At 55.9% G+C, this 22955-nt stretch carries 19 protein-coding genes and 2 pseudogenes; 15 read left to right on the plus strand and 6 right to left on the minus strand.

Annotated features, from left to right (window positions below; all coding sequences use genetic code 11):
- The first annotated feature begins 2 nt into the window (after nucleotides 1-2).
- The 8 genes from gluQRS (at nucleotide 3) to N6V40_RS00970 (ending at nucleotide 9913) form a co-directional block, all read left to right on the plus strand.
- A complete protein-coding gene (gluQRS, locus tag N6V40_RS00935; protein ID WP_131090529.1) occupies nucleotides 3-923 on the plus strand; it encodes a tRNA glutamyl-Q(34) synthetase GluQRS in 921 nt (306 codons plus the stop codon).
- A gap of 9 nt (nucleotides 924-932) precedes the next feature.
- The gene (locus N6V40_RS00940; protein WP_315973742.1) at nucleotides 933-3437 is read left to right on the plus strand and encodes a DNA polymerase III subunit gamma and tau; all 2505 of its coding nucleotides are present in this window, start codon (nucleotides 933-935) and stop codon (nucleotides 3435-3437) included.
- A 251-nt stretch (nucleotides 3438-3688) separates the two neighbouring features.
- Nucleotides 3689-4471 (plus strand): hypothetical protein, encoded by a 783-nt coding sequence (locus tag N6V40_RS00945; RefSeq protein ID WP_262198596.1) that lies wholly within the window; start codon nucleotides 3689-3691, stop codon nucleotides 4469-4471.
- 91 nt (nucleotides 4472-4562) lie between these two features.
- On the plus strand, nucleotides 4563-5363 hold the full coding sequence (gene recR / locus N6V40_RS00950) for a recombination mediator RecR (protein WP_131090531.1): 801 nt from the start codon (nucleotides 4563-4565) through the stop codon (nucleotides 5361-5363).
- A gap of 197 nt (nucleotides 5364-5560) precedes the next feature.
- Entirely contained in the window at nucleotides 5561-7267 is a 1707-nt protein-coding gene (locus N6V40_RS00955) for an MFS transporter (RefSeq protein ID WP_262198598.1), read from the plus strand.
- 10 nt (nucleotides 7268-7277) lie between these two features.
- Entirely contained in the window at nucleotides 7278-7754 is a 477-nt protein-coding gene (locus tag N6V40_RS00960) for a MarR family winged helix-turn-helix transcriptional regulator (RefSeq protein WP_131090533.1), read from the plus strand.
- A 115-nt stretch (nucleotides 7755-7869) separates the two neighbouring features.
- On the plus strand, nucleotides 7870-8421 hold the full coding sequence (locus N6V40_RS00965) for a hypothetical protein (RefSeq protein WP_131090534.1): 552 nt from the start codon (nucleotides 7870-7872) through the stop codon (nucleotides 8419-8421).
- A 205-nt stretch (nucleotides 8422-8626) separates the two neighbouring features.
- Nucleotides 8627-9913 carry an aspartate kinase gene (locus tag N6V40_RS00970; protein WP_131090535.1) on the plus strand — a complete coding sequence of 429 codons (1287 nt, stop codon included), beginning with the start codon at nucleotides 8627-8629 and terminating at the stop codon, nucleotides 9911-9913.
- 79 nt (nucleotides 9914-9992) lie between these two features.
- Here the strand turns inward: N6V40_RS00970 and N6V40_RS00975 are convergent.
- A pseudogene (locus N6V40_RS00975) lies at nucleotides 9993-11602 on the minus strand (alkaline phosphatase D family protein).
- Between the two features lie 440 nt (nucleotides 11603-12042).
- Here N6V40_RS00975 and N6V40_RS00980 point away from each other — a divergent pair.
- From N6V40_RS00980 to N6V40_RS00990, 3 genes are all read left to right on the plus strand, one after another.
- Complete coding sequence (locus N6V40_RS00980; protein WP_131090537.1) at nucleotides 12043-12567, plus strand: GNAT family N-acetyltransferase; 525 nt, start codon at nucleotides 12043-12045, stop codon at nucleotides 12565-12567.
- A gap of 105 nt (nucleotides 12568-12672) precedes the next feature.
- A complete protein-coding gene (locus N6V40_RS00985; protein ID WP_131090538.1) occupies nucleotides 12673-13128 on the plus strand; it encodes a DUF6176 family protein in 456 nt (151 codons plus the stop codon).
- A 92-nt stretch (nucleotides 13129-13220) separates the two neighbouring features.
- Nucleotides 13221-13868, plus strand: coding sequence for a nucleoside/nucleotide kinase family protein (locus N6V40_RS00990; RefSeq protein ID WP_262198600.1), 648 nt, complete (start codon nucleotides 13221-13223; stop codon nucleotides 13866-13868).
- Between the two features lie 141 nt (nucleotides 13869-14009).
- On the opposite strand, the gene N6V40_RS00995 is transcribed toward N6V40_RS00990, so the two are convergent.
- Genes N6V40_RS00995 through N6V40_RS01005 form a run of 3 tightly spaced genes read right to left on the minus strand, consistent with a single transcriptional unit; the run spans nucleotide 14010 to nucleotide 16331 of the window.
- Nucleotides 14010-14681, minus strand: coding sequence for a response regulator (locus N6V40_RS00995; RefSeq protein ID WP_131090540.1), 672 nt, complete (start codon nucleotides 14679-14681; stop codon nucleotides 14010-14012).
- A 2-nt stretch (nucleotides 14682-14683) separates the two neighbouring features.
- Complete coding sequence (locus N6V40_RS01000; protein WP_262198602.1) at nucleotides 14684-14989, minus strand: ATP-binding protein; 306 nt, start codon at nucleotides 14987-14989, stop codon at nucleotides 14684-14686.
- A gap of 13 nt (nucleotides 14990-15002) precedes the next feature.
- Nucleotides 15003-16331 carry a Spo0B domain-containing protein gene (locus N6V40_RS01005; RefSeq protein ID WP_262198604.1) on the minus strand — a complete coding sequence of 443 codons (1329 nt, stop codon included), beginning with the start codon at nucleotides 16329-16331 and terminating at the stop codon, nucleotides 15003-15005.
- Nucleotides 16332-16562: 231 nt separating this feature from the next.
- Between N6V40_RS01005 and N6V40_RS01010 the strand changes: the two genes are divergently transcribed.
- Nucleotides 16563-17987, plus strand: a complete 1425-nt coding sequence (locus N6V40_RS01010) for a CitMHS family transporter (RefSeq protein ID WP_131090542.1) — start codon at nucleotides 16563-16565, stop codon at nucleotides 17985-17987.
- 16 nt (nucleotides 17988-18003) lie between these two features.
- Here N6V40_RS01010 and N6V40_RS01015 read toward each other — a convergent pair whose 3' ends face one another.
- The gene (locus N6V40_RS01015; protein ID WP_262198606.1) at nucleotides 18004-18618 is read right to left on the minus strand and encodes a mycothiol transferase; all 615 of its coding nucleotides are present in this window, start codon (nucleotides 18616-18618) and stop codon (nucleotides 18004-18006) included.
- Nucleotides 18619-18693: 75 nt separating this feature from the next.
- Here N6V40_RS01015 and N6V40_RS01020 point away from each other — a divergent pair.
- The 3 genes and pseudogenes from N6V40_RS01020 to N6V40_RS01030 all read left to right on the plus strand — a co-directional run bounded on the left by N6V40_RS01020 (nucleotide 18694) and on the right by N6V40_RS01030 (nucleotide 21681).
- A pseudogene (locus N6V40_RS01020) lies at nucleotides 18694-19592 on the plus strand (3-methyladenine DNA glycosylase).
- A gap of 33 nt (nucleotides 19593-19625) precedes the next feature.
- A complete protein-coding gene (locus N6V40_RS01025) occupies nucleotides 19626-20054 on the plus strand; it encodes a hypothetical protein (protein ID WP_131090545.1) in 429 nt (142 codons plus the stop codon).
- A gap of 79 nt (nucleotides 20055-20133) precedes the next feature.
- Nucleotides 20134-21681: a cation:proton antiporter gene (locus N6V40_RS01030; protein WP_262198609.1), complete on the plus strand. Its 1548-nt coding sequence runs from the start codon at nucleotides 20134-20136 to the stop codon at nucleotides 21679-21681.
- Here the strand turns inward: N6V40_RS01030 and rlmD are convergent.
- Nucleotides 21678-22808, minus strand: coding sequence for a 23S rRNA (uracil(1939)-C(5))-methyltransferase RlmD (gene rlmD, locus N6V40_RS01035; RefSeq protein WP_131090547.1), 1131 nt, complete (start codon nucleotides 22806-22808; stop codon nucleotides 21678-21680). The two genes, N6V40_RS01030 and rlmD, sit on opposite strands and share 4 nt — an antisense overlap.
- Between the last annotated feature and the right edge of the window lie 147 nt (nucleotides 22809-22955).

Genomic DNA, 22955 nt, shown 5'->3' on the forward strand with positions numbered 1-22955 from the left:
ACGTGGGCGCTGGCCGTTTCGCCCCTAGCCCTTCTGGGCCACTCCACCTTGGCAATTTACGCACTGCTATTCTCGCTTGGCTTTTTGCCCGCTCAACACAACGCGAATTTCTACTGCGCGTTGAAGACTTGGACCGAGTTCGTTCCGGTGCCGAAGCCACCCAAATTTCTGAACTTGAAGCTTTGGGACTGAATTTTGCTGGTCCCCTCCTGCGTCAGTCAGAGCGCTTCCCGATTTACTTTGCAGCCATTGAGCAGCTCAAACAACGAGATCTCGTTTATCCATGCTTCTGTTCACGCAAGGACATTGCCGAAGCTGGCAGTGCACCGCATGCCGCACCCGGGGCTTATCCGGGCACCTGCCGAAACCTGAGCGATAGTGAACGCGAAGCTAAGGCGAAAATCCGTCCCGCAGCCCTGCGCCTGCGCGCTGAAGTGAACGAATTTTCTGTTCATGACCAGTTCGCAGGTAACTACAGTGGCACCGTGGATGACTTTGTTTTGGTCCGTAACGATGGGGCGCCAGCATACAACTTGGCTGTAGTCGTTGATGACGCTGCCTGTGGAATCGACCAGGTAGTGCGCGGTGATGATTTGCTCTCCTCGGCACCGCGCCAAGGCTATCTTGCCTCACTGTTGGGCTACGAAATTCCCGACTATGTTCATGTGCCGCTGGCACTGAATAGCAAAGGCCAGCGCTTAGCCAAGCGTGATGGTGCAGTAACACTCGAAGAGATCACCGAACACGGGGTACATCCAGCCGATGTTGTGGCGATTTTGCTAGAGTCGTTGGGCTTGCCAAGCACAAGTTTGCAGGCAGCCCTAGAAGCTTTCGATCCGGTGAACTTGCCTCGTGAACCGTGGATCGTAGAACCTGAAAATATCGTCCAACAGCTGATGCCCCGAGCATCACGCAACCGATAGGGAACCGGTGTGAGTACAGCGCTATATCGCAGATATCGTCCCGATACGTTTGGCGACGTCATCGGACAAGAGCACGTTACCGCTCCCCTGATGACGGCTCTGGAAAAGAACCGTGTGAATCACGCGTACCTCTTCTCCGGCCCTCGCGGTTGCGGCAAAACCACCTCGGCACGCATCTTGGCTCGTTGCCTGAACTGTGAACAGGGTCCGACTCCCGTTCCGTGTGGCACGTGCCCTAGCTGTGTGGAGCTAGCCAATGGTGGCCCGGGCTCCCTAGACGTTATCGAAATTGACGCTGCCAGCCATGGTGGTGTGGATGATGCTCGTGACCTTCGTGAACGTGCAACTTTTGCTCCTACCCGTGACCGCTACAAGATCTTCATCATCGATGAGGCTCATATGGTCACCGCTGCAGGTTTCAACGCGCTTCTGAAAATTGTTGAAGAGCCACCGGCTCACATCAAGTTCATCTTCGCGACGACCGAGCCTGAAAAAGTTATCGGCACTATCCGTTCGCGTACCCACCACTACCCATTCCGTCTGGTTCCACCAGAGGCGCTGTTGGCGTACCTGCAGGTGTTGTGCGAACGCGAAAACGTTGCAGTAGCCGAGGGTGTACTCCCCTTGGTAATTCGTGCCGGTGGCGGTTCAGTCCGCGATACCCTCTCCGTTCTGGACCAGCTGATGGCTGGCGCTCGGGAAGGCACCCTGGATTACGAAACTGCGATTGCGTTGCTTGGTTACACGCACTCCACCTTGCTGGATGAAGTAACCCTGTCGCTTCACGAATCTGATGGTGCTGGGCTCTTTGGCGCTATCGATCGCATTATCCAGACTGGCTTGGATCCACGCCGATTTGTTGAAGATATTCTTGAGCGCTTCCGTGACTTGATCATTGCCAAGGCAATGCCTGAAGGTCTGGAAAAGATCTTGCGTGGAGTCCCCGAAGATCAGCTTGAGGCATTGCATCTGCAGGCAGGGTTGGTTGGCGCTGGCGAGCTTTCGCGCTGGGCCGATGTCACCAATCAGGCTCTGAGCCAGATGACCGGCGCGACCTCGCCGCGGCTGCATCTGGAATTGCTGGCAGCTCGTCTGATGCTGCCGGGTTCAGAGAATTCTGATTCTGCTTTTGCAGCCCGTTTGGATCGACTCGAACGCCAAGCAATGACTGGCGGCCCACTGCCGGCCCTTGAAGAAGGAGATGCAGCGACAGCTGCTGCTTCCTTGGGCGCGCCAGTTAATCCGGTAGCCGCCCGTCAGGGTGCTGCCGCAGTACGTGAAGCATTAGCGGCAGCCAAGGCCCGCCGTGAAGGCGCTCCAATGCCTGCTGCCAGCGAAGCACCCGCTGCACCTGAGGAACAACCAGCGCAACCGGTCCAGCAGCCAACGCAACCAGTTCAGCCGGTCCAGCAGCCAGTGGCGCAGGTCCAAGAGCAGCCGTCAGCCCCAGCACCAGCTCAGCATCCGGTTCAGCAGGAACAGCCTGCCGAACCTCAGGGCGAGCTGCAGGCACCAGCGGTCGAAAACGAAGATCCAAATGCACCATTGGATCCGGGCGCAGATTCGCTGAATACCGGTGAAGCTGCGGACTGGGGAGCAACCTGGGGACCAAAGGACGATAGTCGTTCGGTCACCACTGAAGTTCAGCCTGGTCCTAGTGTTCCGGCTGCACGTCCAGAGGGTGTTGCGCCGTTCAGTCTGGTTCCTGACCCATCTAGTGGCGAAGATTTGTCCTTCGGCACCGGTGTATCTATTGATGACGTCAAACAGAACCCTGCCATGGCCGAATTCGCTCGTCGCACCGCGGCAAACCGCACTCAGCAACCAGCAGCCCCCGCACAACAGCAACCGCAGGCACCGCAAGCGCCAGTAGCGCAGCCGGTTCAAGCACCGACACAGCCAGCGGCACCGGCTGAAACTGAGCAGCCTTCTCAAGCTCAAATTGATGCGCAGCGTCAGGCTGCCCAGCAGGCTCAGCAACAGCAGGAGCAGCAGGCGCAACGCGAACAGGCTCAGCGTGCACAAGCTGAACGTGAAGCTCAAGAAACTGCATCGCGCGAACAGGCCCAACGTGAGCAAGCTGAGCGTGAAGCTGCCGAACGCGCAGCTCAACAGCAAGCCCAGCAACAGCAAGCACCTGCTCCACAGGCGCAGCAACCGGCTACAAGTTCTGGCGTGCAGAAGTTCCAGCAGGCTTGGCCGATGATTCTGGAACAACTGCAGGGCAGTTCGCGAGTTCTTCATTCGATGGTGTCCACCTATGGTTCGGTGGCTGGCTTTGATGGTCGCACGCTCACGTTGGCCTTCAGCAACACAGGCCCGATTGTGAATCTGCGCAATCGTCCAGATTTGATGAATACCATCACCGGTGTGGTGTCCCAGGTCGCTGGTTCACCAATAGAGATTGTCCTTACCGAGGGCGGCTCTAACCCGGGCGGTGGTGGTTCCCCAAAGGTGAGCGCCGGCCACTCCCGGCGCAAATCCCAGCACCAACTAAGTTCAACAAGCCTGTAACTTCCGCTGGGGTAGCCGCACGTGCCGCAGCACGTGCGCAGGCCGCTGCTCCTGTACCGGATCCGAGCGCTCCGCCTTCGGCCCCAATACAGGCACCGCAACCAGTTGCACCGCGTTCGGGCTCTGCCGATGGCTACACCAGTAGCTATGACGACGTTCCGCCGCCTTACGACGAGCCTTTTATGGATGAGCCTCCGTACCCGGATGATCCATATTATTCTTCTCAACCGGTAGCGGAAGCACCTGTCCAGGTGGTAACCGAACAGCCGCAGCGTGCTGAGGTTGTTGCTCCACAGTCCAGTGCTCCGCGCAGTTTTGGTGGTCCCCCGGTCGCGCCTAAACCACGCATGACCGCTGGCATGAGCGCGCGTGAAGCTGAGGGCGGAGCGCTCAATATTCCGCGCCCAGTCTCTTCCACGCCGCTGCATCCGCAGAGCACAACTGCGTCGTTCCAGAATTTGACTACCCCTGAGCCGGATCCAGCACCGCAGGTTCAAGAACCTGTCGCTGCTCCGCAGTCGCAGTCGGAGCCACAGCCGCAGTCACCTGTAGCATCGGCACCAGCTACCGTACCGACCACTGCTCCCGCCGTTGTTCCTGCGCCTGCCTCGGCGCCGGTTGAACAGCAACAGCAGCCCGCGCCGGTTCAAGCTGCGCCGGTTCACGCCGCACCGGCTCCAGAAGCAGCCCCGAGTTGGGGCACGCCACAGGAACAAGCCGCTGCACCGAGCGAGCCTGCAGCCAGTGCCGCAGGACAACGCATGAGCCGCTACCAGCAGCTGATGAACCAGGCCAAGGATTCGCCCACTGCACCAGCACCGACTCAAGCCGCCAGCGGTTGGGGCGGTCCGAGCGCAGCTCCGGATCGCGCCGCGATCCAAGAGCCTGAAGAGTTCGTCCCGAGCGACGACGACATCCAGGTCGAAGATTCAGCGCTCATCGGTGTTCCCGCCGTGGAACGGTTGCTCGGTGGTCTAGTCATTGAGCAGCGAGACGTTAACGGCAATGTTGTGGAAATCAAGCGCAGCCTGTAGCCCGCACCACGGCGAACTGTCGGGGTGAGACACTAAGGTGTAACACGGAAGTTTTCCACTAGATCTAAGCAAGGCAAGAAAGAAGGCGCACGTGTACGAAGGTGCTGTACAGGAACTGATCGACGAGCTCGGTCGCTTACCTGGCATCGGCCCAAAGTCGGCTCAGCGCATTGCTTTCCACATTCTTGATGCCGATTCTGAGGATATGACCCGGTTGGCCGCTTCCATCCAGCTGGTCAAGGAAAAGGTTAAGTTCTGCGAGATCTGCTTTAACATCTCCGAGCAAGAACGATGTGCAATTTGTCGTGATGAACGTCGTGACGGAACCAAGATCTGCATCGTCGAGGAATCCAAAGACGTCATGGCCATCGAGCGCACCCGCGCCTTTGGTGGCAAATACCATGTGCTTGGTGGCTCGATTAATCCGTTGGCTGGCATTGGCCCGGAACAGCTACACATCCGTGAATTGGTCACCCGCCTGGCCGATGAGTCCATCACCGAATTGATTCTGGCTACCGACCCGAACCTTGAGGGCGAGGCCACGGCAGTTTATCTGGTGCGCGCGCTGGCTCCTTTGGGCATTCGAATCACTCGCCTGGCCTCCGGACTTCCGGTGGGTGGCGACTTGGAGTACGCCGATGAGGTCACCTTGGCTCGTGCCTTTGAAGGTCGACGCACCGCAGGGTCAAACTCTGCGGCAGCACGACGCAACGATGCACCTACATCTGCTCCAGCGCGAAACGACGAAGCAGAAGAGGACAAAGCACCCGCTTCTTCGAGCGCAGAACCCCGGTTGTTCCGCGCGGTTAACCCGGATCAGGCTCCCGCCGATGAAGCTTCGCGCCCGTCACACCCGGTAGTTCCACCGATGGATGACCACCGTAGCCGGTAACTAATCAAGGCTTCGCCTAGTGAACCTCGCCCACCCGCAGCTCGCGGGAACGGCGGGGTTTATTAGTTTCAGCCGACGGTCAATACATAGGTGTGCGATGGAACACGCTTAGTTGAGAATTATCAACTATCGGCGTATGGTTGATATAAATCAACCAATCGGCTCTCATAGCCGACCCTTTTTTCTTTGGAGCTTTAATGACCGAAACCGCACCGGTCGTCAAGGTAAAGATGACGCACCGAGAAATCCTCACCGCCCTCACCGGCATTCTCATGGGCATGTTCGTCTCGATCTTGGCTAATACCGTCGTTTCCAGTTCACTGCCGGTAATCGTTTCCGATTTGCACGGCAGCCAAACTTCCTACACCTGGGTAGTAACCGCCACCTTGCTGGCAACTACCATCTCTACCCCTATCTGGGGAAAGCTCGCTGACCTCGGCAACCGTAAGCTGTTGCTGCAGATCTCGCTGGCAATCTTCGTTCTCGCATCAGCGGCTGCCGGCTTCTCGCAGGACACTGCCTTCCTGATTTCCATGCGTGTCATCCAGGGTCTTGCCGGTGGTGGCGTTGGCGCCCTGGCACAGATTGTCATGGCCGACTTCCTCTCCCCACGCGAACGTGGCAAGTACATGGGGCTGTTCGGCGCAGTGATGGCCATCGGTACCGTCGGTGGACCATTGATCGGTGGCTTTGTCACTGACACCATCAACTGGCGCTGGAACTTCTTTATCGCCCTGCCATTTGCCATCGCTGCAGTCATCCTGATTCAGCGCACCCTGCACCTGCCAGCTGTTGCCAAGCGCAAGGTCAAGATCGACTACTGGGGCATCGTGTTGCTCTCCGGCGGCGTTTCCTTGCTCTTGATCTGGATGTCGCTGGGCGGCTCCGAATTTGAATGGGCTTCTACCACCAGCTTCCTGATGGTCCTTGGCGCGATCGTTCTGATTGCTTCATTCATCATTGTTGAAATCAAGTCTTCAGAACCACTGTTGAACATGTCCCTGTTCAAGAACCGCACCTTCACCTTCGCTGTCATTGCCTCGTTGGCTGTTGGCGTGTCAATGTTCGGCACCTCGGTGTTCCTCAGCCAGTACATGATCATGGCTCGTGGTGCCTCAGCCACCATGGCCGGACTGATGACCTTCCCACTGATGGGCGGCCTGCTGGTGATCTCAACCATCGGTGGCGCAATCATCTCGCGCACCGGTAAGTGGAAAGCACTGGTAGTCACCGGTTCGGTACTCATCGTCATTGGACTGTTCCTGCTGGGAACCATCCACTACGACACCAACTACGCGGTAGTTGCTTCCTTCATGTTCATCCTTGGCGCCGGTATGGGTCTGGTCATGCAGAACATGGTGCTGGTAGTGCAGAACTCGGTGGACATCAAGGAACTGGGTGTTGCTTCTTCCTCGGTGAACTTCTTCCGCACCTTGGGCGGCACCGCAGGTACCGCAGGTTTGGGTGCCATCTTGGCAGCCACCATCCCGGACATGATCGCTGATCGCCAGGCAGATTTGATGCAGGCCATCGGATCGCTCGGCGAAAAGGGCAAGGCCGTGGCAGAGGTTCTCTCCTCGGGCAACCTGCCAACGGTCTCCACCCTGCCAGAGCCGGTACGAGTGATCTTCGAATCCATCTATGGTGATGCAGTGCCTTCACTGTTCACCTTCGCAGCTCCGCTGTCCTTGCTCGTTGTTGTCGCCGTATGCCTGATCCCTAATCAGTCACTAACCACTCAGAACGCTTCCGAGCGTCTGCAGGAAGTTGAAGCCGAGGCCGCCGTTCTTGGAGCTAGTTCCACCGGCACCAGCAATAACGCTGAGCGCGAGGCTGAGACAAAGGAAGCTGTTGCGGCACACAGCGCAACCTCGCAGTCAGCGCAGAAGTCAGCCGATAGCTAGGAGTATTCCCATGGATACCACTAGAACGGATGACGCAGTCTGTAGCCAGGAGCGCACCGACCGCTATTCGAAGGCCGAACAGGAATTGTTTTCCTTGATTGCCCTCACCTCGCGTTTTAAACGTGAACTAGCGGTCCGCCTCCATGGTCAGCTGACCCCGGGATATTTGCCGGTACTCGGACTTATTTTGCGCACTGAGCGCATCACCCAATCCGAGATCTGCGAAAAGCTGTTGATCGATAAGGCCACGCTGTCTCGGATGGTTTCCAAGCTGGAGCAACTTGATCTGATTGTTCGTGAAGTCAATGCCGAGGACCGCAGGGCCTTCGACTTGCTACCAACGGAGCACGCAAAAAGTCGTTGGCGTAGCGGCTTTGAGCAATGGCGAGGAGAACTTCGCTCACGTATGACCAACTGGGAAGATGCGGACTTGGATACGTTGGTTGATCTTCTGGGTAGGTTGAACTCGGAGATTCAGACAATCTAGCTGCAAGCCTGCTTCGTCAACAAGATCGGTGCGAAGACTCGGGCACCACGGGATAAATCCCGTGGTGCCCGAGTCTTTCTGGTCCGAAGCAACTGGCCATGCCTAAACTTCAGCTATGGGAATCAAGAGCAGCAATACCGGCGCCATCGCCAATGCCACCGGCACCTCGTGGGAACAGTGGAGCGCAACGCTGGAGTCGAAGAACGCAAGCGCACTGACACATAAGGAAATTGCCGAGCTCGCTTACGCTCACATGTCCGAAACAGTGCAGAACCCAGGCTGGTGGGCGCAGTCCGTAGCAGTAGCCTACGAGCAGCAAATTGGACGGCGTCTACCTGGACAGGCCCAAGATGGAACCTTCCAAGGTTCGGTCAGCACCACCACCGATGCCGATTTGGACGCTGCACTGGCCAAGTGGGAATCTACCATTGCACACTTAGACAAATTCAATTCCCAAGCTCTCAGCGACCCCGCCCGTACCAGTAGCTCCGAACGCTGGCGTTACTGGCGTGCGAGTTTTTCCGACGGCACCAAGACCCAAGTAGACATTGGGCTCAAAGGGGACAAATCCTCGATTGCCATTAACGTTACTAAGGCTAAGACACCAGATCAGTTGTCGGATTGGAAGAGCTTTTGGCGACAAATATTGGCCGAATTCAAGAAGTAGTCAGCGATTTTCAACAACAGCTGTGAAAGTTTCTAGGCAATATGACCAATGTTTACCGTCACAAGTAGGTGAACTTGGCCTGCAACTGACACAATATTTATTTGGTAGATGTCTTGCGCTGTGCCATGGACTAGAAACCTGAACGTTTCTACCCGTGCAGCACCAACGCCGAGACATAGCTTTCAAACAGGTGGAGTGAGTGCCCATGGGCCTAATTGTTCAAAAATTTGGCGGTTCGTCCGTATCGGATGCCGACGGCATCAAGCGTGTGGCGCGTCGAATTATTGAAACCAAGTCCCAGGGTCACGATGTCGTAGTTGTCGTCTCCGCGATGGGTGACACCACCGACGACCTGCTGGATCTGGCGGGTCAGCTCACCGATGATGCACCTGCACGAGAAATGGACATGCTGCTCTCCGCCGGAGAACGCATCTCGATGTCTTTGCTCGCTATGGCCATCAACCAGTTTGGTGAGCAAGCTGCTTCCTTCACCGGATCCCAGGCCGGTCTGATTACTGACTCATCCCACGGTAAAGCACGCATCATGGAGGTCTCTCCACAGCGTGTGCGTAAGGCCATTGACCGCGGCTTCATCGCGATTGTTGCTGGCTTCCAAGGCATGAGCAAGGAATCCAACAACATCACCACCATGGGTCGCGGTGGTTCTGATACCACCGCAGTGGCATTGGCTGCAGCCCTCGGCGCCGACGTCTGCGAAATCTACACCGACGTTGACGGCATTTACACCGCTGACCCACGCGTGGTCGCCTCAGCTAAAAAGATTGAAAAAATCACCAGCGAAGAAATGCTGGAAATGGCCGCTAGCGGCTCAAAGATTCTGCACCTACGTTGTGTGGAGTACGCGCGACGCTTTGGTGTGCCGCTGCATGTGCGTTCTTCATTCAGCACTCACGAGGGCACTTGGGTGCTCCCGAACCCCGACGACAAAATCAAAATTCAAGAGGGAGAACCCTTGGAACAGCCAATCATCTCAGGTGTCGCCCACGACCACTCCGAAGCCAAGGTCACCGTTATCGGCGTGCCAGATATCCCTGGCAAAGCAGCCCAGATTTTCGGTGTCATCGCCGCAGCTCAGGCCAATATCGACATGATCGTGCAGAACATTTCGACTCGCGGCTCGGGCAAGACCGATATCTCCTTCACCCTGCCAATGACTGAAACCAAGAACGTATTGGGCGCGCTCACCACCGCTCAGGGCGAGATCGGTTTTGAAGACATTGAGCACAACGACGAGGTCGGCAAGCTGTCGCTGATCGGTGCCGGCATGCGCTCGAACCCAGGTGTCTCCTTCACCTTCTTCGAAGCCCTGCACACCGCAGGCGTGAACGTGGATATGATCTCCACTTCAGAAATCCGCATCTCTGTGGTCACCGACGCTGACAAGCTTAATGACGCTGTGCGTGCCATCCATACCGCTTTTGATTTGGATACCGACGTAGAAGCTACCGTTTACGGCGGCACCGGACGCTAAGTCCGCTCTACCCAAGATCAGGCCGGTGTCTGCTGAATTTTCAGCGGACACCGGCCTGATCTTTGAGCGGATATTTCGATTACTTGGCTGGTTCCAAAGTTTTGGAGTAGACAGTTTCGCCCAACCCGTTGCGCAGGCTGACGGTAAACATGTCTTGATCATCCAGATCAACATGTCCAAAGAACTGGCTCTTGCCATCGCGAGGTGACTGGTTAGCGACGGTACCGGCCAGAGCGAAGTCCACCTTCGGCCCAAAAGTTCCGTCCATCTTGTTAGGGCCGAAGGAACCGGCGTTAACCGGGCCGGCAACAAATTCCCAGAACTCGTTAAAGTCGCTGAAGGCCGCTCGCTCAGGCGAGTAGTGGTGTGCCGCGCAGTAGTGCACATCCGCGGTCAGGAAGACGACGTTCTTGATGTCACGGTCTTTAATGGCTTTGAGCAGTCGCGCCAATTCCAGTTCTCGACCCAACGGGGCACCGTGATCAGCGTTAGCAATGGATTCTTGTGCCTTGCCGTCAGGAACGATGATGCCCAGAGGCAGATCATTGAGGATGACTTTCCAGGTCGCCTTGGACTGGCTTAGCCCGTCGACCAACCAGCTCAGCTGTTTTTCACCGAGGATCGCAGTTTCCTTTGACTCCATGCCAGCGGTGTTCTCTGACTTGAAGGTGCGCATATCCAATGCGAACAAGTCCAAGGCCGGACCGCGGGAAATCTTGCGGTAAATTCGTGCAGCTTCAAAACCGGTGCCACCGCGCAAAGCACGAGGATCAGCGATGGGCTGATATTCCTGCCACGCTTGGCGTCCTCGGGATGCCAAGGTATTGATATCACGCACGGTGTAACGCTCATCAGTGATGGTCTCCCCGGCCACCAGTTGTTGTGCGTTTCATGGTCATCCCACTGCGCGATGACAGGGACTTGTGCATACATCGCCCGCACGTTAGCGTCCATCATGTTGTAGCGGTGGCGCCCACGGTATTCGGCCAAAGTTTCGGCAACCTTGGAAACTTCTTCAGTCACTAGGTTGCGCCAAATCTGGCCATCGGCTTCTTTAACCTCGGCAAGGATCGGACCGTCAGCGTAGATCGTGTCACCACTATGCACAAAGAAGTCAGGCTTGGTGGCGTGCATCGCGGCGTAGGCACGCATGCCTCCGATTTCCTCATTGATGCCCCAGCCCTGACCGGCGGTGTCGCCCGACCAAACGAAGCTTTGCGCTCGGGCAGCCTCATGGTTGCGGCGGCCGTTGAGGGATGGTGCGGTGCTAAACCAGCCCTGTTCGGTTTCACCTACGGTTCCGTTCTCATCTTCAAAACCGATGCTTACCGAGAAGCGTGTTCCAGCTGGCAGATGGGCGGCACTGATTTTTGCGGTGAAGTCGCTCGCCTCGGTAGCCTGGGCACCTCTTAGGGTGCGGGCGAAGGATCCCCGACCGCGAATGATCTGTCCGGTTTCATCCACGGCACGCAACTGTGCGCGCAGTCGGCCTTCACCAGAACTGCGGGCCCAGAGTACCGCGCTGTTGGTGGAAACGTCACCCATGGAGAAACCACTGGTGAGTCCCAAACGTGAACGGACCAAGCGTGGGCTGCTAGAGGCCAGAGCGGCACCGGTGGGCCCAACGAGGCCTAGGGCTCCTGCGCCCAAGGCGCCGGTCAGCAAATTTCGACGCGAAATATTAGTCATGGAATTCAGTGTTCATGACTAATTCAGCCGCTTCCTTGAGCTGAGATGAATACAAAGAGAAATTATCCTAGCGACCGCTGCACCGAAAACTCGCTGGGCTAGATCGCTTGAAAGCACCTTCTTCAAATGCCAAGCTCACATGGTGTCACAGCTTGTATTGAATGGGCCCCTACTCCGAGAATTCTATCCGGCGGGGTGTACGGGAAATCAAAACTTTTGAGAATTCGCAGTCATGAAATCATCACGAGTCAGATCGACGCCTGTCCCGTAAGACGACCGGCTCACGGGACTCTCCAAAATGGCATTCCGGGCACACCCCTCACGGCGCTGTTTCAGCGGTGAAGCAGTGCACTTGCCGGTTAGACGCTCATTGAAGTTCGGCGTCATTGGAGGTGGTCCGAAGTCACTCTGCCTGCTGGTCACATGCGACAATTCAATGCATGGATACGCTAGCTTCGCTGCATCGTGCCACTCGCTCATCAGCAAATGGAATCGTTGAACTTCGCGACTCTTTAGCTCTTTGGCAACAGGAACAGTCGATTCAGCAATGGTCACCAGGAGAACTCCCCGTTAGCGACGTTGCAGAACAAATCAGCCTTGCTGAATGGTGGATTCGCACCGACGCACAAGATGTCACAGCCGCCGTACGCCTAACAAATACTGACGACCTCATTTGGCCTGACCGCAATCCAGCTGCGGCATATATCCACGGCCTGATGGTTGATCGTTCTCTATCCGGGCAAAGGATTGGTCAGGCTATCTTGAAATGGGCGGAAGAAAAAATTCGAGGCAGCGGTCGTGCTGTTGCCCGACTGGACTGCGTCGCAACAAACGACAATCTACGTAGATACTATGAAGGGCTCGGTTACCGCGAACGCGGAATCATTGAATTCGGGCCTGACTCGACATGGCATCCGGTACTCAGATTCGAGAAGGACATTATTTCAGTACAGAACGTGGACTAGATGCTCGGTGATTTACGGAATCCCGCGGAGCATTTATCCTGCGAGGCTAGTCGACGAACTGGTTCAATCAAGGTTTCCGGTGCGCGTATCTGGCAGGATTCTGTCATGGATAACAACTACCCAGCCATCCCATTTCGTCCCGAACCACGCGACTTCCCGGGGCACCTGATGCCACTGTCCGTGCCAGAGGGGTTACGTCTCGAGCTCAGCCGCTCAAAGAGCGTTGAAGGCCAAGAAGAAAAGTTTGAAGAATGGATGTCCGTTCTCAACGATAGATACGATGAGTGCCTCGCATCAATACCTGCTCAACGTGCAGTTTTTGAAGCGACCTTCCGCCATGAGGAAGCTGATGGTTCAGCATGGATGTATCACCTGAGCCTCACGGGAACCGAGGGGTCTGGTCTCGATGAGGAGCACGCTATTGATGCGACCCACGCAGGATACAGTCGCCAAGTTAAACAGCCAGGTTGGGAAGAGCTAACACCGAAGTTCATGCTAACCCCAGAGCATCTTCGTTCCGCGATGCTCAGCTGGGCAAAAAGCGGGGAGGAGCCAAAGTAGGGTTTCGTTCATTGCACTCGGCTCTCAGCGCATCCGTAATCCGGCACTTATCTTCAGCTGATTTCATGGAAAATGAGTCCATGAAGAAGTTCATGAAGTCATTGGCAGAAAGAGTTCTCGACAACGTCGGGCCAGGACGCAGACTAGTGGCGATCGACGGTGTGGACGGCAGCGGCAAAACATCTTTCGCAGCTAACCTCATAGCGGAGATCAATGAACGGCCTGTCATCATCATCCACGTAGACAATTTTCTGAATCCAGCTTCAATCCGTCATGCCCGGGGGCGCTCCTCCCCCAAAGGCTTCTGGGAAGACACCTATGACTATCATTCGTTGATAGACCACGTGTTAGAACCACTCAAGGCCAACGGCAACGGACAGTATTCGCCGGCTTCATACGACGTTCAAATGGACAAGTTCAGGTTGGCTGACAAGGCACTGGCCCCATCAAATGCACTCATCATAGTTGAAGGCATGTTCCTCCACCGTGACGAACTAGTTTCACACTGGGATTGCTCAATGTTCCTCGACGTCCCATTCATAGAAACTGCCGCTCGGATGGCAGTTCGCAACGGCAGCAATCCAGACCCCGAGCATCCAACGATGAATCGATACGTCGGCGGCCAGCGACAGTACTTCGAAGCCGCCAAACCGTGGGAACGCGCCACCTTCATCATTGACAACACTGATTACTTGTCTCCGAAGCTTATTGATGCCGGATCAGTTTCAGCTACGCGCTAGAGGATTCGCACTACGGACAGTTCAGTTACGCTGAGTGCTAACCTGACCCTCAACATCTAGTATTCAGATCAGCCAAAGGCAGGATTGCCTTGTTAGCGGCAACCGTCATCACGTATCTGGGACGCTACCTAATCCACGTTTCTAGCGTGCCACGTAGCGATGCTCGGGACGGCCTCGGGTCCCGTAGCCCAACTGCAGCTCCAAGGATTCGTTGGCTACCAGGGCAGCGAGATAACGCTGGGCAGTAGCTCGTGCAACGCCTACGGCTTCTGCCACCTCGGCCACACTCATTGGTTCAGCTGCTTCCTTCACGCAGTTGAGCACCGCCTGTTCGGTGGGAGCAGCACCCACACTCGGGGCTGTTTCTTCACTGCCTTGCAAGGCTCTGAAGAGTCGGTCAACACCCTGCTGATTAAATTCAGTCACACCGGTGAGTTGACGTCGATACCGTGCCCACCCTTTGAGTTTGGCGCTCAAAGTTTTAGCGTCAAAAGGCTTGATAATAAATGCCAGGGCGCCGTGCCGAATGGCTTTGTCAATGTTTTTTGGCTCGGTGGCCGCCGAGATCATGATGGCATCTACGTCCAGTTCACGCAGCAGCTCAATGCCACTGACATGTGGCAAGTACAGGTCCAAGAGTAACAAGTCAGGCTTAAGCGTAGTGACAAGTTTGGGTACCGTGCGCGGGTCTTGGACTGGTTCCAAAGCTTGGAAACCCGGAATGGAATTGACCATCTCTGCGTGGAGGGCACCTACACGAAAGTCGTCATCGACGATCATGACTTGATAGTTTCCATTGGCGTTTTCGCTCATCACTACGCTCCTTCAGTCTTGTTGTTGTTCTCTGGGGTGGAAGGTTCCACCAGTACCGCAGGCAATCGGGCGGCAAACACCGCGCCGTCGGTGCCGTTGCCCGGATCAGCAATCCAGACATCCCCACTGCGGGCCTGTGCCAGTCGCTTGATCAAGGGCAACCCGACCCCGCGCCCATGTTCATTGCCTAGATGCGATCCGGTACTGACATCCCGGGCAAAAATGTCTTCCGTGGTGGTGATGCCGGGACCGGAATCTGCCACCGCCAGGTGCAGCGTTGTCGCCTCGGAGAGCAAATCAATTTCCACCCACGGCTCTCCGCTACCGCGCAAGGCCGCGGTAAAGGCGTTGTCTCAGCAGATTGCCCAGCACCGCGGTGGCGTCTTGAGCATCATGAGCCGAGGCGATCTGGCCAAAGAGCATCGATTGACTCGACACCCGCAATTTGATGCCCTGTTCGTGAGCACGGACCGCCTTGGCCGAGATAAATGCCGAAAGATAGGCGTCTTGGATCGCTTCCAGTCCGGGCACCTGTGCGATCTTCGGCCCGGTTTCCATCACTTCACGCAGGTAGGCTTCGGCCTGCTCAATTTTGCCCAAATCAATAAGTCCCAATACCGCGTGCATACGGTTGGCGAACTCATGGCGCTGAGCACGCAAGGCATCAGCCATATCTTGAACCGCATCCAGCTTGGTGCCCAGGGCCTCGATGGTGGTGACATCATGGAGCAGCACCACCTGCCCCAAATCCAGTCCGTCACGGTTCACCTCGTTTACTCGGGCAACCAGTGAATTGCCGTTGGCTTCCAGGCGCACCGGGGCCGGATCTCGTTCTTTAATGGCCTTGACCAACCGTCGGTCCAGACCAGCAGATTCAAAGTGCCGCCCAACTACGTCTTCGAGTTCGGTGCGATGTGGCAGGCCCAAAAGTTGCCGGGCCGCTTTGTTGCGCACGGTGATCCGTCGGTCAACGCCGATGCCCATCACGCCTTCGGTCACACCGTAGAGCACCGCCTGCTGATCACGGACCAGCTGGGCAATTTCGGTCGGTTCAAGTCCCAGCGTCTGGCGTTTGAGTCGGCGCACGGTGATCCGTCCGGCCACCGTGGCCAGCCCGGCAGCCAAGAGGGCAAAGAGCACGATCCAGCTAAACGATTGTAAGAGTGCACCGGTCAGTGACTGGGTGGTCACGCCCACCGAAACCTCGCCGATGATCTGGCCGGATCCGCCATGGATAGGGACCTTGGCGCGCACCGATTCGCCCAAGGTGCCATGCTCCCTAGACACCGCTTCGATTCCGTCCAGTGCCACCGGATCGGTGGAAACCATCTGGCCTATTTCTGCTGGATTGGGATGACTCAGGCGCAGTCCGCGGTCCTCGGTAATCACCACAAAGTACGCCTGTTTTTGTTCCAGAATGGCATTGGCCAGCTGCTGCAATTTCCCGTTGGATAGCTCTTTTTCATCAAGGTCTTCCATCGCCGAGTAGCGGTTCACCTCGTCAACAACTTCCGGAAGTACCGCGACAGATCTAGCGATGGTCAGCGAGGTGTCTTCGGCGCGCGAATACACCCGGTCATAACTGGCATAAAGCGTTCCGGCGGTGACCAGCACGATGAGTACACCAACAACAAGGAACTGCAAACGCATAATGCGCGATGCAAAATGCCTCGAGCGAGGGCCAGAACGGAACATGCCACCCAGCATAGACGCACTGAAGAGCCAACGCGATTTTAAAGAGCAAAAAGATGGTTAAGAACTTAAGCGTTCAATAATCAGCACAAGGCGCGCAACGTGAGCCCCGCCACGTACTTTTGACTGGTGCCCTGAACTTCTGGGTGACACAAAGACGTACCACTCACCGAAATGGAGGTCGGGGCAATGCTTGTTGCACTCGGATTCCTCATGGTCGCCACCTTTATGGCGCTGATCATGACAAAACGCATGACGCCACTTCTGGCATTGATTCTCGTCCCAACCATCTTCGGTTTGTTCACCGGCGCCGGCTTCGGCCTGGGCGACATGATCATGGACTCCATCAAGGACATGTCCGGCACCGCAGCACTGCTGATGTTTGCCATCATGTACTTCGGCATCATGATCGATGTTGGCCTCTTTGACCGCCTGGTTGCTGGCATTCAAAAGCTTGTAGGCAATGACCCGGCCAAGGTAGTTATGGGCACCTCGCTGCTCACCGCAGTCATCTCGCTAGATGGTGACGGCTCCACCACCTTCATCGTGGTCACCGCAGCCCTGCTGCCGATCTACCAGCGTCTGGGCCTGAGCCCAGTAGTACTGACCTGCGTTGCAGGTTTGACCAACGGCACGCTGAACATCGTTCCTTGGGGCGGCCCAACCGCTCGTGCTGCCGCAGCGCTAAAGGTTGATGCAGCTGACGTCTTTGTTCCAATGCTTCCTTCCTTGGGTGTCGCACTGGTTGTTATTGCCCTGTTCGCATGGCAGATGGGCGTTGCTGAACGCCGTCGCTTGCAGCGTGAACGCCCAGAGCTCTGGGGCACCGAATTCGGTGGCGGCAACATGAGCTCCCCAACCGGTGGCACCTCACCAGCTGGCACTTCGTCATCCGGTGGAAACCTTGCTGTCCTTGAAGCTGTAGCCCGCAAGGGGGATGGTTCAGAAGCTGCCACGATGAACGGCACCGTACTGGATCCAAACCGCGAGACCCTGCGTCCAAAGACTTTCTACTTCAACTTGGTGCTCACCGTAGCCATCATGGTGTTGCTGGTTGTTGACGTTCTTCCACTGTCCTACCTGTTCATGGTTGGTACCGCAGTTGCCTTGGTAGTGAACTTCCCGAAGGTCTCCGACCAGGTGAAGATGATTGCAGCGCACTCCAGCGAAATCATCGCTGTGGTCTCCATGGTTCTCGGTGCAGCAGTACTCACCGGCGTGCTCTCCGGCACCGGCATGGTTGATGCCATGAGCCAGTGGCTGGTTGATATCATCCCTGACTCCATGGGCCCATACATGGCAGTTATCACCGGTTTGATCTCCATCCCGGCCACCTTCCTGATGAGCAACGACGCCTTCTACTTCGGCATCCTGCCAGTGCTCACCGAAGCCGGTGCACACTTCGGTGTTCCAGCCGTAGACATGGCTCGCGCCTCGATCACCGGCCAGCCGGTACACATGCAGTCCCCACTGGTTCCTGCCATCTTGCTGCTGGTATCGCTCTCTCGCGTAGATCTGGGCGATCACCACAAGAAGGTATTGTGGCGCGCATTGGTTGTGGCCTTGGTTATGCTTGCCACCGGTGTGATCTTCGGAGCAATCCACATGGGCTAATGCCCGCAGACAGTAATTAGTTCAAAAGCGACGTCCCGCAGTCCTCAATCTTGAGCACTGCGGGACGCCGCATTTTAAGCGTCAAACCATGAGGGAGAAAATCCTGCGGCGGATCTTCACCCACCCTGCCGTCGATGGCTTCCCGCAGTAAATCAGCGTGTCCGGTATGCCGGCCGTACTCTTCAATCAAGTCGCAAACGATCCGACGTACCGACAAAAATTGTCCTTCAAAATCCAGGGCTGATTCGGTATCCAACAGGTTGTTCTCGAGGATCTGTTGCGTGATCATTCGACTATTGTCCACCGCTTGGTCATAGAGTTCATAGAGATTTTCAGCTGTTTGAGAGCTGTCTACAGCAAATGGATCGTGTCCCTGAGCGGTGAGTTCCAGCAACACTTCGGGACGCTTTTGTGCAATGAGATAAGTGAATTTCTCATCCTCTACTGCTGCAAGGTGTTGGAGCAGACCGCCAAGGCTCAAGGCACTACTGGGCAGTTGTGCAGTTAATTGCGTGATCTGCAGCCCGTCAGCCTTGTACCTAAAAGTCACCCGCAACCGATCAAGCATGGCAAATAGGTGCAGCTCTTCGCTAGCAAACACTGGCGGTTCCCAAACAGGAAAATCATCCATGGCCTACTCCTGAGGTTGGTGTGAGTTGGCGTACCAAAGTGGTCTCACCGAGCGATGAATTGAATAATGAGAAGTATGCCCGTTACCGCCACCATTTTGGAAGCCTCACAGTGGACGCCCTTGGCCAACCACCACGAGGCCCGCGCGCGTGCCTTCGGTGAACCATTTGTAGACCGACGCATGAAGGGAAAGAAGCATCCGATTGAGGACTTTCTTTTCACTTATTACACGCAAAAGCCGGGTCAGCTGTATCGCTGGCATCCAGGAATGAATGTTGTGCTCAGCGGGGAGCAGGCTCAACAGCGTGCTGATTGGAAGTTCTATCGACCGGTTCAAACCGCCTCGGGCACCGGCTACGAGTTTGATGCACAGGCCTTTGTTCAGGCACGTGCCCGGGCCATAGATTTTGCCCGAGTAATTCTGGCTGGCACCTCGGAACGGGCCGGAAATTTTGCGTGCTTCGGCTTGCACGAATGGGCCATGGCCTACAAATCTGAGGTTAATGGCATCCGTCATGAGTACCTACCCCTGCGCTTGGGCGCAGCGGCTACCGACGAAGTAGTGGAAACCGAAAAATTCGTTGCACGCACTTTGATGCCTTCCGTTTTTATACGCCACAAGCAGTGGGCCTCAACGAGCTACAGCCCACCCGCGAAACTCAACGCGACCTGGAACAGCCCGGTTGCCTGCACGCCAACATGGACCTCTACAAGTGGGCCTATAAGCTCTCCCCAGCCGTGCCTAGCGACTTGGTTATGGATTGTTTTGAACTCGCATGGGATATCCGCACCATGGACATGCAAGCTTCTCCCTATGACCTGGGCGACTGGGGCCATGAGCCGATTCGTATCGAGACTCCTAGCGGAAAAGCCGAATACGTTCGGCTGCAAAAACAATTTGCCGATAGGGCTGATGTGCTGCGTCTTAGACTGCTGGAAGTCGCCAACAACCTACCGCTTATCGTCCAAGACTAGATCTTGGTTAGGGTCACGGAGCACAATGTTTTTATGGGCACCAATACTCGCCCTAGTCGGGTTCTAATCCATGGATTCATCGTCGTACTGATCTTGGTGGCGACTTCTTGCTCAGCGCCACAGCAACCTTCTGCGCAAACTCAACTGAAAATCATCTTCCGTGCCGACGGTGAAAAAGTTACCGCCCAGCACACCCTGGACTGCAATGGGGAAAAGGCCACCAATACCAGCACTCTGCCCGATGCTTTGGCTGCCTGTGCTTCTTTGGAAAAGTTAACTACCCTAGTAAATTCCTCGCCCAACCCCACTAAAGTCTGTACCCAAATTTACGGTGGGCCGCAACGCGCCCAGGTCTCTGGACTGTTGCGCGGACAAGCGGTAAACCTCGAATTCTCCCGATCCGACGGCTGCTTGATTAGCCAATGGGACGCAGCAAAATTCCTCTTGGATTCCGGTACATGAGGGAAACAAACCACAAATTAGTTGCAAGAATCTACTACAATTAGAAGACTATGGATTTTTCCTTCTGGTCATCGGATTATTGTTCGCCACTATTCTGATCGTCGGTGTCGGAGAACGCATTAAACTGCCTTACCCGATCCTGATGTTGATATTCGCGTCGCTGGCGGGCTTCCTCCCGTTCATGCCCGAAATGCATATCGAACCAGAACTGATCCTGCCAATATTCCTACCGCCTCTGCTCTTTGCCACAGCGCAGCGAAGCAGCTGGTCGGTCTTCCGACTTCGGTGGAAAGCCCTGATCCGGCTAGCGGTAGTGCTCATTGTGGTCACTGCGGGTACGGTCGCGGCCACAGCCATGGCCTTCACCCCCGTCGTTTCGATCCCATTGGCACTGGCTTTGGGCGCGATTGTTGCCCCGCCTGACCCGGTAGCAGTGGACGCCATTGCGACGAAGGTAAAAATGCCACGACGATTAACTTCGTTGCTGGAAACCGAGGGTCTGTTCAACGATGCCATGGCTATCGTGATCTTCCAGTTGGCTGTTCAAGCCACCGTGGATAACTCAAGTGTCGGGCTGGAGCTCATCCCACAGTTTGTCATCGGTGCTGCTGGTGCAGTGGTCTTGGGTCTAGCCATGGGTTGGGCTATTGGTGCGCTGAACCGCTTTGTTCCTAACCTGGCCGCACGTAGCGCCGCCACCTTGGTGGCCCCCTACGCGGTGTACATGATCGCTGAAGAAGTCCATGTCTCAGGGGTTATTGCAGTGGTGGTCACCGCCCTGGAAATGGTTCGTCGTGACCGTCCTCAGGACTCGGCGGAACGCTTGACCCGTCAGGCCTTCTGGGAAGTACTGGAACTGCTCGCCACCGGTCTGGCCTTCGGCTTGATGGGCATCGAAATGAACCAGGTTATTCAGGAGGAAGGCAGCAACCTGATTGGCTACATCCCGGGTATTGCCGCCATCTGTTTCGTAGTAATCGCGATACGTGCACTGTGGATGTTCGGCACGTATTATTTGCCTAACCGCAGCAAGGCCAAAATCCCCGCACGCAAGGACTCACTGGTACTCACCTGGTGTGGCATGCGCGGTCTGGCAACCTTGGCCCTCGCCTTGGCGCTACCTCATGTACGAGCCGACGGAACGGTCATCGAAGAACGCAACTTTGTTGTGGTGACCGCGTGCGCGGTATTGCTGTGCACCTTGGTGGTGCCAGGTCTGACCCTTCCAGCTCTCATGCGTGTACTGAAGCTGCGCAATAACGAGCAGGACACCAAACGTGCTCGTCGTGCTTTGGCCCGTCGCGCTGAAGCTGTTGCAATGTCAACGCTGCGCAAGAACGTTGACTTGCAGGAGTTACCGGAGAACTACCAGCAGGCAGTACGCCGCCGCATGAACTCATTGCATTCAATCTTGTCTAAAGATCCGGACCCGCACGATGCGATCTCTGATGAAAAATACACTCAGATTCGCGCCGTGATCGCCAAGGCAGATTCGATCCAGGCCATTGCCTTGGAAGCGGCCCGCGACGAGTTGCTCAAGGCTCGCCGCGAACCGAATATTGATCCGCATTTGGTGGACGAGATTGTTGTCCGCTTGGACCGACGCACCGCCACCTTGGACCGCTAGGAGCTCTTGCGCTCCAGCTTGACCATGACTTCGTAGTGGTCAGTCTGCGGGAACATGTCCATTACACGGGCCACCCGAGGCGTGTAGTTTTCTAGACGCTCAAGGTCCCGGGCCAAGGACTTGGCATTGCAGCTGGAATAGATCAGGTGCTGCACATCAGATTTGTTCAGCCACTGCGAAAGTTCAGCTGAGATCCCTCGTCGCGGTGGGTTCACAATCACTGCGTCCGGGGCCCAGCCTGCGTTCAGTGCAAACTCGGTGGCATCTGAGACAACAAAGTGCGCATCGGTGAAACCCATTGATTCAGCGCTGATCTTTGCGGCAGCAACTGCCTCTTCGCTAGTTTCAATTCCGTAGACGGTGCGGCCTTCGCCAGCGGTATGCAGGGCAAAGCCACCGACTCCGCTATACAGGTCCCACACGCTTTCAGGTTCAACGTCATCAATCCATTGGCGTGCCTGACGATACAGGGCCGCAGCGATCTCGGTATTGGTTTGGAAGAAACCTTGTGGACGCAGATGCATTGGCACACCGTTGAGCCCAAATTCCAAGGTGGTGCGACGGGTAAGGATAATTTCTTCCTCACCTTCCAGCACTGCCTTGTGCTCCGGAAGGAAGTTCACCGAAACCACACTGTGGTGCGGCAACAGTTCCAAGAATTGTGGCAGCGAATCGCGCAAGGCCACAAAGTGCTTCTTTGTGCGCAAGACCCAACGCACCATCACCGCTCCGGTGTCCGAAAGTGTGAGGATTACATGCTTGAGCTCACCCTTGCGCTTGGGAACGTCATAAGGGATGAGTTTGAGTTCTTTGATGAATCGCTCAATCACCGGCAACAGTGTGCGCAAGGTTGGCGCAATGACGCCACAGTTGCGCAGGTCCACGCCGTGCCCCTCGGTATCGAGGATGCCGATGGTCGGAGCCTGGGTCGTTCCGGAGATGACCATTTTGGCTTTATTGCGGAAGCCCTGTTCATTGCTTGGTTGAGCGGGCAAGAATTTCAGTGTGTCAAAGTCGGCAAGCAGATGTTGGCAATCCTCAACTTTTGCTTGCAACTGGCGGGCATAAGGAACCGTCATTTGTGTGCATGAGCGGCAACGGGAGGCAGAAAAGTAGAGGCATTCCATGATGTCTACGATTTTAGCGAAGATCTGCTACAACAAACGCCAAGAATTTTTGGCGCTGATTGACCGTAAATTTTCAGCTTCAGCCGATATGCTCACAAAGGAAATCGAAAGTTTCCAAGCGAAATCCCCTATTGGCATTAATTGTCA

The organism is Glutamicibacter sp. M10, assembly GCF_025452055.1.
In the GTDB taxonomy this organism is placed as follows: domain Bacteria; phylum Actinomycetota; class Actinomycetes; order Actinomycetales; family Micrococcaceae; genus Glutamicibacter.